This is a genomic window from Pedobacter sp. 22226, assembly GCF_052045455.1.
Classification (GTDB): Bacteria; Bacteroidota; Bacteroidia; order Sphingobacteriales; family Sphingobacteriaceae; genus Pedobacter; species Pedobacter jeongneungensis.
The window spans coordinates 131,228-144,600 of record NZ_JBQEPB010000002.1; the positions used below are offsets into that span (position 1 = coordinate 131,228).

Annotated in this window: 17 protein-coding genes; 13 read left to right on the forward strand and 4 right to left on the reverse strand. The window is 39.5% G+C overall.

The features are described from left to right. Positions 1–21: 21 nt before the first annotated feature. From ACTJKC_RS04030 to ACTJKC_RS04040, 3 genes are all read right to left on the reverse strand, one after another. Complete coding sequence (locus tag ACTJKC_RS04030) at positions 22–459, reverse strand: MauE/DoxX family redox-associated membrane protein (protein ID WP_090985804.1); 438 nt, start codon at positions 457–459, stop codon at positions 22–24. Between the two features lie 136 nt (positions 460–595). Continuing rightward, positions 596–1,168 carry a hypothetical protein gene (locus tag ACTJKC_RS04035; RefSeq protein ID WP_090985803.1) on the reverse strand — a complete coding sequence of 191 codons (573 nt, stop codon included), beginning with the start codon at positions 1,166–1,168 and terminating at the stop codon, positions 596–598. A gap of 147 nt (positions 1,169–1,315) precedes the next feature. Continuing rightward, positions 1,316–2,437: a hypothetical protein gene (locus ACTJKC_RS04040; protein WP_090985800.1), complete on the reverse strand. Its 1,122-nt coding sequence runs from the start codon at positions 2,435–2,437 to the stop codon at positions 1,316–1,318. Positions 2,438–2,732: 295 nt separating this feature from the next. Here ACTJKC_RS04040 and ACTJKC_RS04045 point away from each other — a divergent pair, with 295 nt between their 5' ends. Then, positions 2,733–3,008 (forward strand): helix-turn-helix transcriptional regulator, encoded by a 276-nt coding sequence (locus ACTJKC_RS04045; protein ID WP_090985930.1) that lies wholly within the window; start codon positions 2,733–2,735, stop codon positions 3,006–3,008. Positions 3,009–3,075: 67 nt separating this feature from the next. On the opposite strand, the gene ACTJKC_RS04050 is transcribed toward ACTJKC_RS04045, so the two are convergent. Further along, a complete protein-coding gene (locus ACTJKC_RS04050; RefSeq protein ID WP_090985798.1) occupies positions 3,076–3,519 on the reverse strand; it encodes a hypothetical protein in 444 nt (147 codons plus the stop codon). A 1,257-nt stretch (positions 3,520–4,776) separates the two neighbouring features. On the opposite strand from ACTJKC_RS04050, the gene ACTJKC_RS04055 reads away from it, so the two are divergent. The 12 genes from ACTJKC_RS04055 to ACTJKC_RS04110 all read left to right on the forward strand — a co-directional run bounded on the left by ACTJKC_RS04055 (position 4,777) and on the right by ACTJKC_RS04110 (position 13,332). Then, positions 4,777–5,187, forward strand: a complete 411-nt coding sequence (locus ACTJKC_RS04055; protein WP_316845006.1) for a plasmid mobilization protein — start codon at positions 4,777–4,779, stop codon at positions 5,185–5,187. Between the two features lie 247 nt (positions 5,188–5,434). Continuing rightward, on the forward strand, positions 5,435–6,562 hold the full coding sequence (locus ACTJKC_RS04060) for a relaxase/mobilization nuclease domain-containing protein (protein ID WP_090985794.1): 1,128 nt from the start codon (positions 5,435–5,437) through the stop codon (positions 6,560–6,562). Between the two features lie 17 nt (positions 6,563–6,579). Next, positions 6,580–7,218, forward strand: coding sequence for a ParA family protein (locus tag ACTJKC_RS04065; protein WP_090985791.1), 639 nt, complete (start codon positions 6,580–6,582; stop codon positions 7,216–7,218). Positions 7,219–7,230: 12 nt separating this feature from the next. Then, a complete protein-coding gene (locus ACTJKC_RS04070) occupies positions 7,231–7,587 on the forward strand; it encodes a hypothetical protein (RefSeq protein ID WP_090985789.1) in 357 nt (118 codons plus the stop codon). Continuing rightward, positions 7,584–7,901 (forward strand): hypothetical protein, encoded by a 318-nt coding sequence (locus tag ACTJKC_RS04075; protein WP_090985787.1) that lies wholly within the window; start codon positions 7,584–7,586, stop codon positions 7,899–7,901. Before ACTJKC_RS04070 ends, ACTJKC_RS04075 begins: the two co-directional genes overlap by 4 nt. Positions 7,902–7,903: 2 nt before the next feature. Further along, a complete protein-coding gene (locus ACTJKC_RS04080; RefSeq protein WP_090985785.1) occupies positions 7,904–8,200 on the forward strand; it encodes a DUF4134 family protein in 297 nt (98 codons plus the stop codon). 69 nt (positions 8,201–8,269) lie between these two features. Further along, entirely contained in the window at positions 8,270–8,578 is a 309-nt protein-coding gene (locus ACTJKC_RS04085; protein ID WP_090985783.1) for a DUF4134 domain-containing protein, read from the forward strand. Positions 8,579–8,580: 2 nt separating this feature from the next. Beyond that, a complete protein-coding gene (locus ACTJKC_RS04090) occupies positions 8,581–8,889 on the forward strand; it encodes a plasmid transfer protein (protein WP_090985781.1) in 309 nt (102 codons plus the stop codon). After that, positions 8,867–11,332, forward strand: coding sequence for a TraG family conjugative transposon ATPase (locus ACTJKC_RS04095; RefSeq protein WP_090985779.1), 2,466 nt, complete (start codon positions 8,867–8,869; stop codon positions 11,330–11,332). The genes ACTJKC_RS04090 and ACTJKC_RS04095 overlap by 23 nt, the downstream gene beginning before the upstream one ends. A 13-nt stretch (positions 11,333–11,345) precedes the next feature. Further along, complete coding sequence (locus tag ACTJKC_RS04100; RefSeq protein WP_090985777.1) at positions 11,346–12,008, forward strand: hypothetical protein; 663 nt, start codon at positions 11,346–11,348, stop codon at positions 12,006–12,008. Continuing rightward, positions 12,005–12,670 (forward strand): hypothetical protein, encoded by a 666-nt coding sequence (locus ACTJKC_RS04105; RefSeq protein ID WP_090985775.1) that lies wholly within the window; start codon positions 12,005–12,007, stop codon positions 12,668–12,670. Before ACTJKC_RS04100 ends, ACTJKC_RS04105 begins: the two co-directional genes overlap by 4 nt. After that, a complete protein-coding gene (locus ACTJKC_RS04110; RefSeq protein WP_090985773.1) occupies positions 12,667–13,332 on the forward strand; it encodes a hypothetical protein in 666 nt (221 codons plus the stop codon). The genes ACTJKC_RS04105 and ACTJKC_RS04110 overlap by 4 nt, the downstream gene beginning before the upstream one ends. The last annotated feature ends 41 nt before the right edge of the window (positions 13,333–13,373 follow it).

Sequence of the window (13,373 nt, forward strand, 5' to 3'; positions counted from 1 at the left end):
GGCTTCCAGACTGTAATCATTTCAAATTGCAAATCCTTTTCCTGGCCTCCTTTCTTTAGAATGTATAAAGTAGACGGTTACAATATTTAGCAGGAGAAAGAAAATATTAAATACCAAATGTGTACGCCAGCCCATTGATTTTAAAATGCCACCACAGCTACATGGTGTTTTTATGTAAAATCCACTTAGTATTAATGTTATATATCCGGTAAATGCAATTAATAGAATCGTAGAAAGGTAAAGACCAATTCTTCGCGTTTGCAAGAAGGTCAATAGGGCTGCAGCTATTATCTCTATAAATGGGATTGCCCACTGCAGTATACTGATCATTGTTGATGAAAAATGCTGGAGCCTCAACTGGTGCTTAAAATCCTGGTAATCTATAAGCTTAGATCCTGCAGTGTAAATCCAGAGAATTATTAATAAGCTGGTTGCGATCTTTATATATTGATCTTTCATGATTTGCTTCTTTTTGTAAAGCAAATCTCATAAGTTAAAGTTGGTAAGGCAGCTAACGATAATTAGAAAAAAGCTATCTTTTTAAATAAATAACCTAATCTGCATTAGAAAAATGCCTGAAATGCACATAATTAATTTAGCTTTTATTTTTTAACCCGCTGAGCGTATTGGCATGCATCCCAATAAATGCTGCAATATCATTGACCGGGGCCAATTGAAAAATGTCGGGATGTTTTCTTAACAGGTACTCCAGCCGTTCCTCGCCTTTCAGATGATGTGTGTCAAATGTCTGATGAAAATGTTCCAATATTACTTCATCTAATAAATTTGTAATCAGCTGATTGAATTCGGGAAAGAGTTTAAATAAGTTCTGTGTATGACCTTTAGAAATTACCATAATTGTGGTGTCGTCCAGACCAGAGGTTTCTAGTTTAAAATCATTAAAGTTTTTTTCAATCAAATTCGGGACGATTGACCCTTCGAAATGAAATCTGAGCATTTTTTTTCCTGGATCTAATTTGCTTTCAAGCTCAGTCTTTAATAATCCTCGTCTCACAAATATAATTGGAAAACTATTGCGCAAATTTCCATCAAGCAACTCATTGTTTTTGAGTTTATGGTCTTTTAAAGCAATTCTAAGATAGGCCTTTAGGGCAGAGGAAACATGGCCATAACCTTCAAGATGCTTGCAAAATGTTGTAAAATTCATAAATGTAAAATTATACAACATGAAGCCTACCGGTCAAGTGGTAGAATTTACCACCCCCACCACCTGCCTGTTAATTCGTACTAGAACGCAATAAAATTTATTTCTACAGACATAATTTTTAGCAAGCTGGAGCAGTTTTTAATAAGTTTAGTATTTTTCTTGAGCGATCGCAAGCATTCTTGCCAATTTTTCAGATACTCTACGGATATCTTCAGGATTATGTACGTAATACCCATTGCTAAAACTTTTTTCTGAAATTTCAGGCTTTTCAGCAGTGCTTACATGTGATATGACATACTGATGTATGCGTGTCGCCTTTTGCTCTATGATAATTCCAGCCTCAACATTCAGAAAGATATAAAAGGCCAATTGCTTTACTGATAGTGACACTTTGTATGTTGAATCCAAGAGTCCGGAATTTACCAGTTCAGTATTTATAAAATCTAATTCTTTTAGAAACTCAAGCTCAGAATCAAACAATTTTAAGAGCGAATCTTTTATTGCTTCAGAGAAAGGCGAATATAGGGAAACAGCAAATGCAGGGATCTGAATTAGGGATTTACGCATGTAAATTAGTTCCCGGTAGTGATCAGATATTGCTGATAGGCTATTGAGTTTTTCGATAACAACTGTGTGGCAGAATTCGTAGAAACGGGGATGGTTGAACTGTCTTGAAATAAGCCTTCCAATGATAGCTTCTTCTGAAAGCTGGGTATCATTGTTGTCGCAAAGATAATTTATAAGCTCTAAATTAAATGAAATCCACTTATAAGTCGTAGTGCCTGATAGCTTAAGATAAAGAGTATCTCTGATAATTCCTTTTAGATCCTGACTGATTTCAAGATAATTTATATAATGTAGAGCAGCATCAATTTTTTCCTGATTTTCCTGCTGATACTTTTCCATTGCTGAGGTTGATGGCTGAATCGAAAGATCAAATTCTAAAGGATAGTATTTCCATAGATAATTTAAGAGTTCTTCAAGTGAAAACAACATAACTTCTAACAGCTTGCGATGATCTTCACTTTCAATCCCTTGTTTCAAAACATCCTCAATCTGGTTTATCATTCTGCCAATGGATGTTAACTGTAGATGAATAAAATCTTGTAAACCGCATTTGCTCTCCGGTACACAGGAATGAATTTTTTGTTTTAATCTGTTTACCTCATTCAAAATATCAGATTCACTATTGTCTTCTGGTGCAAACGCTATTGATTTATTCGTTATTGAATCAATTATCTGATAGAGGTAGCCGAGTTCGATATTCATGGATGAGAATGCATTTAGGTTATAAAAACCTAAAATTATCTGATACTTCTAATAATTGAAATTGTTTTACACCAGGGATAATGGTAGAAGTTTAGAAGGTAATTATTGCCGTGACGAACAGACTTTCAAGCTCTATAATTAATTTTCAAGATTTCTGTTTTAGATCAAAATTAGTGGGGGGTGGTAATTTCTACCACCTTTCTAGAACTTGACGTATTAGACATAGTTTCTTCTTTTTGTAACAAAAATTGGTTATAAAAATAAAGGTTTTTTTCTGAAACTAATGGAACTTAATATGGAAAAATTGAATGCAATCCTTGACGTCTTGCTGAAAATTTATGAAATTATGCAACTTATATATTCCAAGTCCTATGGCAACCTAACACTGCCCGAGGATCAAATGCTAACGCGGCTTGAAGTGATGGAGTATCTTGGGATAAGTGATAGTACTTACAAGAGAAAGGTCAGGAAAGGAATTTTAAAACCCAGCAAGCTTCCCGGTGGAGATAGATTCTACAAAAGTGAACTGCAAGAGGAATTCCTGGAAAGTAAAAGGAGGGGGCGGGTATAAGTAACTACGTATCAGTTGAGAAAGTTCTTAAGTTTGAGGCGAGATCTAGCTAGGTGGTAATCCTAGATTATTCGTCGTTAAGCAATTTTTCCAGTGCGCCCTTGAGTTCTGGCTCTTTATCAAATTCTCTTTTTACCAAAGCCAACAGGCCGGTAGAATAGTCAAGGTAATATGTTTCAAATTCCTGTAAGTTTTTAAAGCGATCAGTGAATCCATTCACGATGGAAAAAAGGTTTGAGTATAAAGGTTCACCCATTGAAACGAGTATTTTTGAGATATGATCGGTCGCCTGGATAAAATAAAGGGTCTGTCTATAATTTAAGGTTGCCTCACCGTTATAAAGCTGTTCGTTAAGTTCATCCTGCTTATCTAGAATTTCATAGGTGGTAACAACTACCACACCTTGTTTAGATCCGGAAATAATATTGGTGTTTTGCAGAATCTTAAGGGTGATATAGCCGTATTCCCAATCATCCCTTCCTTTTTCAAAACGTAGTCTGAATGTACCCATAACATTTAATTATAGATTAAATAATTTTCCCTTCGTATTAAAGTAGAAAAGCCATATTGTTATATAGTAACCTTCAGATGCAATATAAAAAAAATATAGATCAAATGCGCGCGTTTGTTAGCATCAAGCTTTGTCTTTTTCACTTTCCATCCATGGTTTTTATTAGCCTAATTCTTCCAGAATAATCAGTTTGAATAGATCCTTGGCATCCGTGAATAGCGGATCAAAATGAATATATCTGACATTCTAAAGAGCTAATTTTATTAGCTGTCGCTAAGGTTTGAAAAATTTATAAGCTTATGATATCAATCAATTTGTGCACTTAGCACTGCGATTTAAAAAGGTCCACTTACCGAATTCTTGATGATCTATTCCCAGTTTACCTCGGCCACAATGTTAATTACAGGTTATGGCACGACGGGGAAAAAGAACTTTTAGGTCACTTTAGGTTCATTTAGCGGCCAATTTAGGCCAATTCAGGTCAAAAATTTTATCACTCTAAATTACTGGATACGTTTGGTCAATGAAACGGAATAACCCGTTTTGCCACTAACGAAATAACTAGAGAGCAAATGCCCTGCTTAGTGAGATTCGTCAGAATCGATCAAGTTGAGCATTGCTTTTATGGAAGCTGTTTTTATAGCTGCTTTCGATATTAGTTCTATCTGCCGTTGGCAGATAGATAGGTGCATAGCATCGGTTCTTTGAAATTGTGGGATGAAGCATTTTTCCGTGAGGAACGGAAAATTCTTGCGAAGTTGAGATTGTATCAATAATACGAAAGCGCAGAGGCAGGCGACGGCCAGGTCCGTATGGACTTACGTGAGTAATCCCGGTATACCGTTTTTAAAAACTTTGTTTTTTGTTTTAGTTTTTAGTTTAGGTAGGAGGGGCCATCTGGCCCCTTTTTTTGTGTCTTGATTTTAAGAATCATTCGCTGGTCCCGGAATTTGGACGCCTCAAGTATGTTTGGGCTTCAAATTCATGCAATACGGATTTATGTTAAAGTAAGACCTATCAATCTAGGAAATGATGATGTCAAATCAGATCAGCTAAAGTTGTGCGCCATCTTAGTGATCACCTAATACTGCTGGTTTGGTTTGCCATTAAAATCTTAGTTTTTTTATACCCGCAAGATGTCTTTTTGTCTGACAATAATCCTGTGGATTATTCCCACAAAAAGAATCTTGCCCCATAGCGGAGCTATTGGGGGCTGAGAAAACTCGCAACTCATTTTCTCTTTTAGATGATATCAGGATGGAAAGAAAGAACAAACAGGTTGGTCGGCCTTTTCTCAAAGACGGTAAGAGAAACAAAAGGTTGAGCGTGCGGTTTTCGGAGGAAGAATTTATCTTCATTTTATCCCTTGAAAAACTTCTTGGGCTAAAGAGGACTGATATAATCAGAAAACGAGTGCTTGAAGTTAACGTAGCCCTAATTTTTGACGGGCGTTCAGTTTTAGCCAGCATTGATCAGATAGGACTTGAACTTTCCAGAACCGGAAATAATATTAATCAGCTTGCCAGGTATGCAAATATATTAAACAAGCAGCGGGTGCTCTCCCCGGTAATTTTTACACGGTATAGTAAAGAACTTGATAAGCATTCTCTTCTTTTAAAAAATCTTAACCTGGAAATAAAAAAAATATTAAAGTTGATGGGGAGCTAAACTGATGTAAAGTTACCGGACTACTTCTATAACTCGTTAGCCTATTACCTAGTTATGCTGTTAGCAAGTTCAACAGTAGCTGTATAGCTATTTCGTCGCATACTTTGATCTCTGGTTATGACTGTAGCTCAAAAGCTTGCGATACTGCTAACAGGTTTCAACCAGAACGGCATAACTATGATGCCAGTTACAGTGATTTGTAGTAATTCTGTGATCTGGTGAGCAGGTTACCTAGTTCCTAAATTTTATGATCGTAAAGATACTTGGCTCTTCTGCTACTTTCGCCGGGGTAAGATATAACCATGAGAAGATGCGTTCCGGAAAGGGGGAACTTTTAAAGGTCAGAAATTTCGGAAGCCTAATGGGGCTGGACAAAATTGGTTCACAGGATTATATCAACTATCTCAAAGCTGTATCATCTGTTAACAAAAGGGTGAGTAAGCCCCAGTTTCATGCGGTAATCTCTGCTAAGGGCAAAACGGTTTCGAAAGAAGAACTTTTGGATACAGCAGGAAAGTGGCTTGCGGAAATGGGTTATGGACAGAATCCATATCTCATCATTTTTCACAATGATACAGAGAATAATCATGTTCACATTGTATCTACCCGAATTGATAAGTGTGGTAAAAAGATTTCCTCGGCGTTTGAGAAAATCCGTTCAGTACGAGCGCTATCCACCGTCTGCAAAAAACAAAAGTCCAATATTAAAAATTTAGAAAATTTTTTTCACTACCGACATTCTACCGTTGCCCAGATGAGGACATTACTTGAAAAAGTGGGGTTTGAAGTCCGGATAGAAAAAGATCTTTTCCAGATACTAAATTATGGGAAGAGCGTCCGTGAATTTAAGCTGGCAGATATTGAAAATAACTGTGATCAGTATTGTACTGATAAAAAAAGAGCACAACAATTAAAAGCTATTTTCAAAAAAGTACTTTCAGTGGATATACAGGGGAATTATGAAGTCTCGCAAACGGATGATCTCAGCTCAAAATTGGAGCTCCTTTCAAAAATGATGCGCAAGAGATCTGGAATTGAGCTGGAGTTTCATTCTAAAGATGCGAAGCATCCATACGGATATACCATAATTGATCATACCAACAGATCAGTAATGAAAGGATCTGAAGTAATGCCCATTAGGGAGATACTGAATGGCCTGTCTACGAATAATCAGATTCAATCTGAACCTGTCGAATATAGAATATCCTTTTCAGATCCCAGGATTGAGGTTGATTATATTCTTTCCGAGTTGGAGGGTGGAGGCTTAATAGAAGAGGCTGTAAGGGAGATTGAACTTAAAGATGATGTTGATGACGAGGCTATCCATGGTCGTAACCGTCAGCGGAAGGGCAAAGCCCGAACGAATACACGTTAAACTTAAAATATTATTTTATGCTGATTATTATTGGAAACCAAAAGGGTGGAGCGGGGAAAAGTACGCTCACTCTATTACTGGCTAACTTTCTAACGCTAGTTAAAAAGCGGAAGGTAACCGTTATCGATATGGACTACCAGCAGTCGCTGGCCCAAAAATATGAAAAGACCAAGGCTGCTGAAAACCCGGAAAACTATGAAATTATTGCGGCAGGTCTGGAACATTTTCCTTCTATGTACACAGTTCTCAGCAAAAGCAGAGAGCATATCGTAATTATCGATCTACCCGGGAAGCTTGATGATGATGGGCTGATCCCTGTATTCAGCGCCGCAGATCTGATCCTTTGTCCTTTTGCCTACGATGAGTTCAGTTTTGATTCAACTGTGTTGTTCTCCGTCGTGCTTAAGAAGATCAATCCAAGCGGACAACTGGTATTTATCCCGAATAGGATCAAGGGAAATGTAAGGTATGATACTGCCTCTGATGTAGAAACCCAGCTTTCCAAATTCGGAAAAATCACCCCGGTGATTTCTGACCGCGTAGATTTCCAACGGACGGACACGTTTCAGACACCGTTATCCCTTTACCCCGTCATTCTTCCGGTATTTGATCAGATCTATTCGGATCATATTGAAGAGACTGCATCCAAAATATAAAAAATAGCAGATATGAAAGTAGAGATAACAACAATGGCTGATGCGCTGAGAAAAACCATCAGCCCCCAGAATGTAAATCTATCAAATAAAGACCCTGTAATAAAAGCAAAAAAGCCCGATGTTGAGAAAAAAGCTACAAATAAAGAGACACTAATTATTGAGCTTATCCGGGAATTTGATTGTACCGGTAATACGCACATGTTACACCCAAGGCTAAACCGCCACACCGTGCAGTTGCTCAACCGGCTCAAGCTGGCCTCTGGTATTGATATGAACAAAGTGATAGCATTTGCGCTTCATAGACTCTTCGATCAGCATCCGGAAATTAAAAAGTTTATTAAAACATCGTTAGAAAATTTTGAACTATGACTTGGATACAATTTCTTTCCTGGCTATTATGCATCTATGCATTTTATTATTCCGGGCTTATCGCTTTCGATCTTTCGAGAAACAGGAAGCTGGCAGATACAGAGAACCGAAGTGAAACAACTGTCATAATTGATCTTCCTATTGCTGAAAAGGTATCGCTCAAGGAAATCGAAGATGAAGAAATCGATTATTTCCTAGGTGATGGAGAAATGGAAGAGCCTCCCATTGTTTTTTCTGGAGGGGTATCGATAAAGGAGCTTTTTGCCCTGGCGCGTTCCGAGTCTATCGAGTACACTTCTTCAGTATCCTTCTGATCATGAGATATATAGTTTTTTTGACCGTGGTCGTTTGCATATTGATTTTGACAAGGGCTATGGCGCAACCTGGTATTGCAGAGATGGGAGAGGCAAGGAGTTTCATCAGGGAGTCGTTTTTTTCCATGTCCGATCTATCCTACGTACTGGCTGCTCTTATTTCCATAATAGGCGCAGTACATGTTTACCATAAAATGCAGATGGGAAAGGATGTAAGTGCTGACATTCCTGCTTGGTTCTTTTCCGCACTCTTTATTATAGTAATCAATATTGTTCTGGTCCATGTTTTCGGACTCTGATCCACATTCTTGTAACCGCTAACGGCGGTTTTTTTATTTCCCAATAATTCACAATTAAAATCCAATCAAATGAGAAAGATCAAAAATCTAAGGTTCATCATTTTTCTGTACCTGTGCACAATCAATGGGTATGTTATGGCACAGAGTGGGGTTAACGGTTTGAATACTGCAACCAGCACGCTTAAGACCTATGTAGATCCGGCGACTAATATTGCCCTTGTGATCGGTGGACTGGTCGGTATTGTAGGTGGCATCCGCGTATATTCCAAGTGGAACAGCGGTGATCAGGACATTAACAAGGAGCTGATGGGTTGGGGAGGCTCCTGTCTCTTTCTAGTTCTATCCTCCCTTATCGTGAAGGCGTTTTTCGGGCTGTAACAATGGAAAGGCTTTTTCCGGTCTACAGGGGACTACAGCGGCCCTTGACCTACAAAGGTTTTAAGGGGCGTTTTATTTATTGGGGCGTAGGCATCCTATTACTCTCGTTAGTTATTGGTGCGCTAAGTATGGCACTTATCAATATGTATGTGGGGGCGGTAATTATGCTCACGCTAATCTTAGGTGGTTTTTTTTACATCGGTATCCAGCAGAAAAAGGGACTTCACAACAAAACCCGATCTATTGGGATCTATCTCCAGACCAACCATCTTTCAAAAATCAATCTTTATGGTAAGACAAAAAGAATTTAGGGTACCCTATTTAGGGATCGATATCGGTGCAGAGCTGGATATTTTATATGGACTCAACGGAGAATTTTCCGTGTTGATCGATATTACCAATCCAGTGCTCAGGTTTGGTGGAGACCCCCGGGCTTATGATAATTTTCATGAGATTTTCACCAATCTTGCCCGGGTGATCGGTGAAGGCCATGTCCTCCAGAAGCAGGATATTATTTATAGGGCCGAATATGAATATAAAGTTGCAAAAGAATATCTTCAGGACAGTTACAACCGGCACTTTGAAGGAAGGCCATATGTCAAGCTCCAAACGGTGCTCACCATTACCAGACAGGTAAAAAAAGGGGCATTGTTTGTACACGATAAAAAATCGCTTGCTGAGTTTAAGGTAACTGTTGCCAAGGTTATCGGTATGCTTGACAGTTCCGGTATGGTGCCGAGGGCAATGAGGGAAAGAGAGATCAATATGTTTATCATGAAGATCATGGCGATGCAGTTCGGGGAAGAAAGTATTTCGCTGGACAATTATAATCCTACGGATACCGAAGTAAATATCGGAACGCGTTCTTTCCGCTGTGTACCGCTGATCAATATCGACCAGGTTGATCTGCCTGCGATGCTTCCGACATTTGGAAAGCTATCGGATAAAGAAAGCTTAAAGGGATTTCCAACGGATATCCTTTCTTTTCTTTTTAAAGTGCCAAACTGCTCCAATATTCTTTATAACCAGGTCTTCGAAATCCCTTCGCAGACTACAACTGTCCGGCAGATGGAGCTTAAGCGGAAACGGCACAGCGGAATACCAGACCCTGCGAATAATCTTTGCGTAGAAGATATTTCTTTATTGCTGGACGAGGTTGCAAGGGATGGCAGGTTAATCATCAACGCACATTTTAATATTATTGTATGTGCAGAAAAAACACTGCTCAACAGGGCTTATAACTATATCGAAAGCGCGCTGTTCCGGGCCGGGATTATCCCTAGCAGGAATGCATATAACCAGCTTGAGCTGTTCAGGACGGCGCTCCCTGGCAATGCTGCTGAACTCCGGAAGTATGACTGGTTTCTAACCACTGCTGAAGCAGCGATATGTCTTTTTTTGAAGGAAAGCCTACCCAGGGACGAGAAGTCAGGATTTCTGGTCCGTTTTACTGACAGGTCTGGAATCCCGATCGCTATTGATCTTGCGGATCTGCCGATGTCTTCCGGAAGGATCACAAACCGGAATAAATTCGTTCTTGGTCCGTCTGGTACAGGTAAGTCCTTTTTCATGAATTCCCTGATGGAACAGTATCTGTTATATAATATGGATACCGTGGTCATTGATACAGGTCACTCATATTCAGGGCTGTGCCATTATGCCGGTGGCAGGTATATCACCTATAGCGATGATAGTCCAATTACGATGAATCCTTTTGCTATTAGTGAGGAAGAATATAACATCGAAAAGAAGGAATTTATCCTAGTACTGATCCTAGTCTGTTTAAAGGGGCCTGAGGGGGATGCCAGCCAGCTGGAAAGGGATGTGATTTCTGAAGTGATTACTTCCTATTATGCCAAATGGTTTTCGATGGGAGAATCTTCAGGGATCAAAAAGCTCAACTTTGATTCTTTCTATGCTTATGCAATTGAAAAGATCCCGCTGATTATGAAAGAGAATACCGTGCCTTTTGATTTTGAGGCTTTCCGGTTCATCCTGCGAAAGTTCTGCAGTGGTGGCGAATTTGGTACTATACTCAACGAGGATGCGGATAAATCCCTCCTCAAGGAGCGTTTGATTGTCTTCGAAATTGACAGCATTAAGGAAAATGCCTTACTTTTTGCAATTGTCACGCTCAATATAATGGACATTTTCATCCAGAAAATGCGTTACCGGAATTTTCAGCGGAAATCATTGGTCATCGAAGAAGCTTGGAAAGCCATTTCATCACCCCTAATGGTAGGCTTTCTGGTCTATGTAGATAAAACGGTCAGAAAATTTTGGGGGGAACTGATATTGGTTACCCAAGATCTTGCCGATGTTGTAGGTAATGCAATAGTAAAAGATACGATTGTAAGCAGTTCTGATACCGTAATTCTGCTAGACCAAGCCAAATTTCGGGACAATTATGATGAAATTGCAGCAATGCTCTCTATTTCTAAAAGTGAAAGGAACAAGATTTTTAGTGTCAATCAACTGGACAACCGTGAAGGCCGAAGCCCCTTCAAGGAAGTGTATATCAGAAGGGGCGACATTGGAGAGGTTTATGGTGTAGAGGCTTCGCTTCCCCAATACCTGACCTATACCACCGAGAAACCTGAAAAACTAGCGGTGGAAAACTATCTAGCAAGGTTCGGTTCCTATCCTGATGCGCTCGAAGCCTTTATTGGTGATTTTAAAGGTTCCGGACTTTCCCTTGGTGATTTCGTTAAACGGGTCAACTCGGGTGCGTCTGGATTATTAACAAACGCTTAAACAACTTAAAATCATGAAAGTATTTCTAATTATTTTTTGTGCTTTGTTATGCGGTAGCATAAATGCACAGACTCTTTATGTTGATCCGGTTACTTCCGCGGCCATTGCAGGCCATTCAGGCGTAATAAATAGGCAGCTCGACCGTACAAATGATAATCTGAGCCTCATTTCCAGGGGACAGCTGTTGGTAACAGGTCAATTGGTTGTAGTCAATGATATGCAGGACAGGATTTACAGGGGATTGACCGAGGTATCTACAATACTTAACAACCTAATGTCGGTAAAGGAGATTACAGATATTGGACTCGATATCGTTACCGATGTAGAGAAAGCCATGGAACTTGGAAAGTCCAATCCCATATTATTACTCTTTGCCGAGCAAAATGCGCGCGAGTTCAGAACCAGGGCAGTAAGGCTAAGTTCGGAAGTTGGTGCATTTGTGCTCAAAGGTGGCCGTGATAACCTAATGGATGCTGGTGAACGTTCCAAATTGCTAAACCATATTGCATCAGAGATGCGTATTCTTAGGGGCACCTCTTATGGAATGCACCGGGCAATGTATTGGGCAAAGATGAGGGGGATTTTTGCTTCCCTAAACCCGTGGTCTGACTGGGTCAATATGGATGTCCGGATTGCCAATAGTGTTCTGTCGACTGCTAAATACCTGAAAAGATGAGGGCGCTGATTCTATCATTAGCTTCTTTTTTCTGTATACAGATTAGCGAAGCTCAACAAAAAGCACTTAATATTCCCGCAATCCATCAGCTGGTTTCTGATTCCAAAAATGAGCATGAGCGGCAGTCAACGGCAAGGGATAGGCAGGCGGTAAACAGTATTAACGAAGAAGCTAATAGAACGCTTTTAGCGCGGTTCAAAAATAGATACCGGGAATTACAATCACATTTTAATTCCATCGGTACTGCCATTGATCTGCTTGACATCGGAACCCGTGCGGCACCCATGGTCAGTCAGATTGCAAAGGATCAGTATAGTTTATATGAACTGGCTGGAAAAACGCCTGAACTTTTACCATTCGTGCTCCAGACAGAAATTGATCTGCTCGAAAAATCGAGAAATCTGCTTTATTATTTAGCAGGGCTTACGGCCAGTCTTGGTGCAGTAAATCAAATGAAGTCATCGGACAGGAGAATCCTCTTTGACCATATAATTTCGGAACTCTCAAATTTAAGAAATCTGGCAGTCGGACTGGTCCAAACTTTTAATTATGGAAATATATTCGCTTCAATTCGTAAAGCTAATCCCTTTTCTGGTTACGTCGAAATGGATAGGGCAATTGTTAAGGATATTCTCCAAAACGCTAAATACCTCAAAAAATGAAACGAATATTTTATATAGTGCTTTTTGGCCTGAGTTCATTTAGGCTCTCAGCGCAGCGGATAGTTATCGATACACGGCATCTTGCAACAGTAAGCGAAAACGCTGTGGCCAGAAATGCCGCTGAAGTCAGCCATAATGAACTGCTGAACAAGATCAATAAATCCCTGGACAACATTAATACCAATAGTTCAAGCATTGTAATTGCACAGAGCATGATCTATTCTTCTCTTTCCAACGTAAATTCTGCATTGAAAAATGGACTGGCCTTAAGGGATATGTATTCAGTGTGTGAGGAGATCATTGGCTATGGCAGGGAAATGAGTAAGCTAGCCGTAAACGAACCTTATCTTGTACTGTTCAGTGAGCAGATCATCAAAGATGTAGGAACACGCAGTGCCAAAATGATGACAGAAGTTTCAGACTTTGTGCTCAAGGAAGATCAAAATATTCTGATGGATTACAATAGCAGGGATAATCTGCTTACGGGTATCCGAAGCGATCTACAGATTATTCGCGGCTTGGCATACGGTGCATGGAAAGCAATGTACTGGGCAAAGGTTAAGGGAGTGATGAGTATGCTCAATCCATTTCAAGGTTACATTAACCGCGACCGGCAGATTGTAGCCGATATCATCTCAAAGACCAAATATCTCAAAAAATAACACTTAGATATAATGAAGAAGTTATTGGTTTTAACATTGCT

Excerpts from the sequence above, each read along its gene's own strand:
- ACTJKC_RS04090 (WP_090985781.1), top strand. The coding sequence starts at position 8,581 with ATGGAAAGGCTTTTTCCGGTCTACAGGGGACTACAGCGGCCCTTGACC.
- ACTJKC_RS04100 (WP_090985777.1), top strand. The coding sequence starts at position 11,346 with ATGAAAGTATTTCTAATTATTTTTTGTGCTTTGTTATGCGGTAGCATA.
- ACTJKC_RS04040 (WP_090985800.1), bottom strand. The coding sequence starts at position 2,437 with ATGAATATCGAACTCGGCTACCTCTATCAGATAATTGATTCAATAACG.
- ACTJKC_RS04035 (WP_090985803.1), bottom strand. The coding sequence starts at position 1,168 with ATGAATTTTACAACATTTTGCAAGCATCTTGAAGGTTATGGCCATGTT.
- ACTJKC_RS04095 (WP_090985779.1), top strand. The coding sequence starts at position 8,867 with ATGGTAAGACAAAAAGAATTTAGGGTACCCTATTTAGGGATCGATATC.
- ACTJKC_RS04075 (WP_090985787.1), top strand. The coding sequence starts at position 7,584 with ATGACTTGGATACAATTTCTTTCCTGGCTATTATGCATCTATGCATTT.
- ACTJKC_RS04055 (WP_316845006.1), top strand. The coding sequence starts at position 4,777 with ATGGAAAGAAAGAACAAACAGGTTGGTCGGCCTTTTCTCAAAGACGGT.
- ACTJKC_RS04045 (WP_090985930.1), top strand. The coding sequence starts at position 2,733 with ATGGAAAAATTGAATGCAATCCTTGACGTCTTGCTGAAAATTTATGAA.
- ACTJKC_RS04070 (WP_090985789.1), top strand. The coding sequence starts at position 7,231 with ATGAAAGTAGAGATAACAACAATGGCTGATGCGCTGAGAAAAACCATC.
- ACTJKC_RS04085 (WP_090985783.1), top strand. The coding sequence starts at position 8,270 with ATGAGAAAGATCAAAAATCTAAGGTTCATCATTTTTCTGTACCTGTGC.
- ACTJKC_RS04065 (WP_090985791.1), top strand. The coding sequence starts at position 6,580 with ATGCTGATTATTATTGGAAACCAAAAGGGTGGAGCGGGGAAAAGTACG.
- ACTJKC_RS04105 (WP_090985775.1), top strand. The coding sequence starts at position 12,005 with ATGAGGGCGCTGATTCTATCATTAGCTTCTTTTTTCTGTATACAGATT.
- ACTJKC_RS04050 (WP_090985798.1), bottom strand. The coding sequence starts at position 3,519 with ATGGGTACATTCAGACTACGTTTTGAAAAAGGAAGGGATGATTGGGAA.
- ACTJKC_RS04060 (WP_090985794.1), top strand. The coding sequence starts at position 5,435 with ATGATCGTAAAGATACTTGGCTCTTCTGCTACTTTCGCCGGGGTAAGA.
- ACTJKC_RS04080 (WP_090985785.1), top strand. The coding sequence starts at position 7,904 with ATGAGATATATAGTTTTTTTGACCGTGGTCGTTTGCATATTGATTTTG.
- ACTJKC_RS04110 (WP_090985773.1), top strand. The coding sequence starts at position 12,667 with ATGAAACGAATATTTTATATAGTGCTTTTTGGCCTGAGTTCATTTAGG.
- ACTJKC_RS04030 (WP_090985804.1), bottom strand. The coding sequence starts at position 459 with ATGAAAGATCAATATATAAAGATCGCAACCAGCTTATTAATAATTCTC.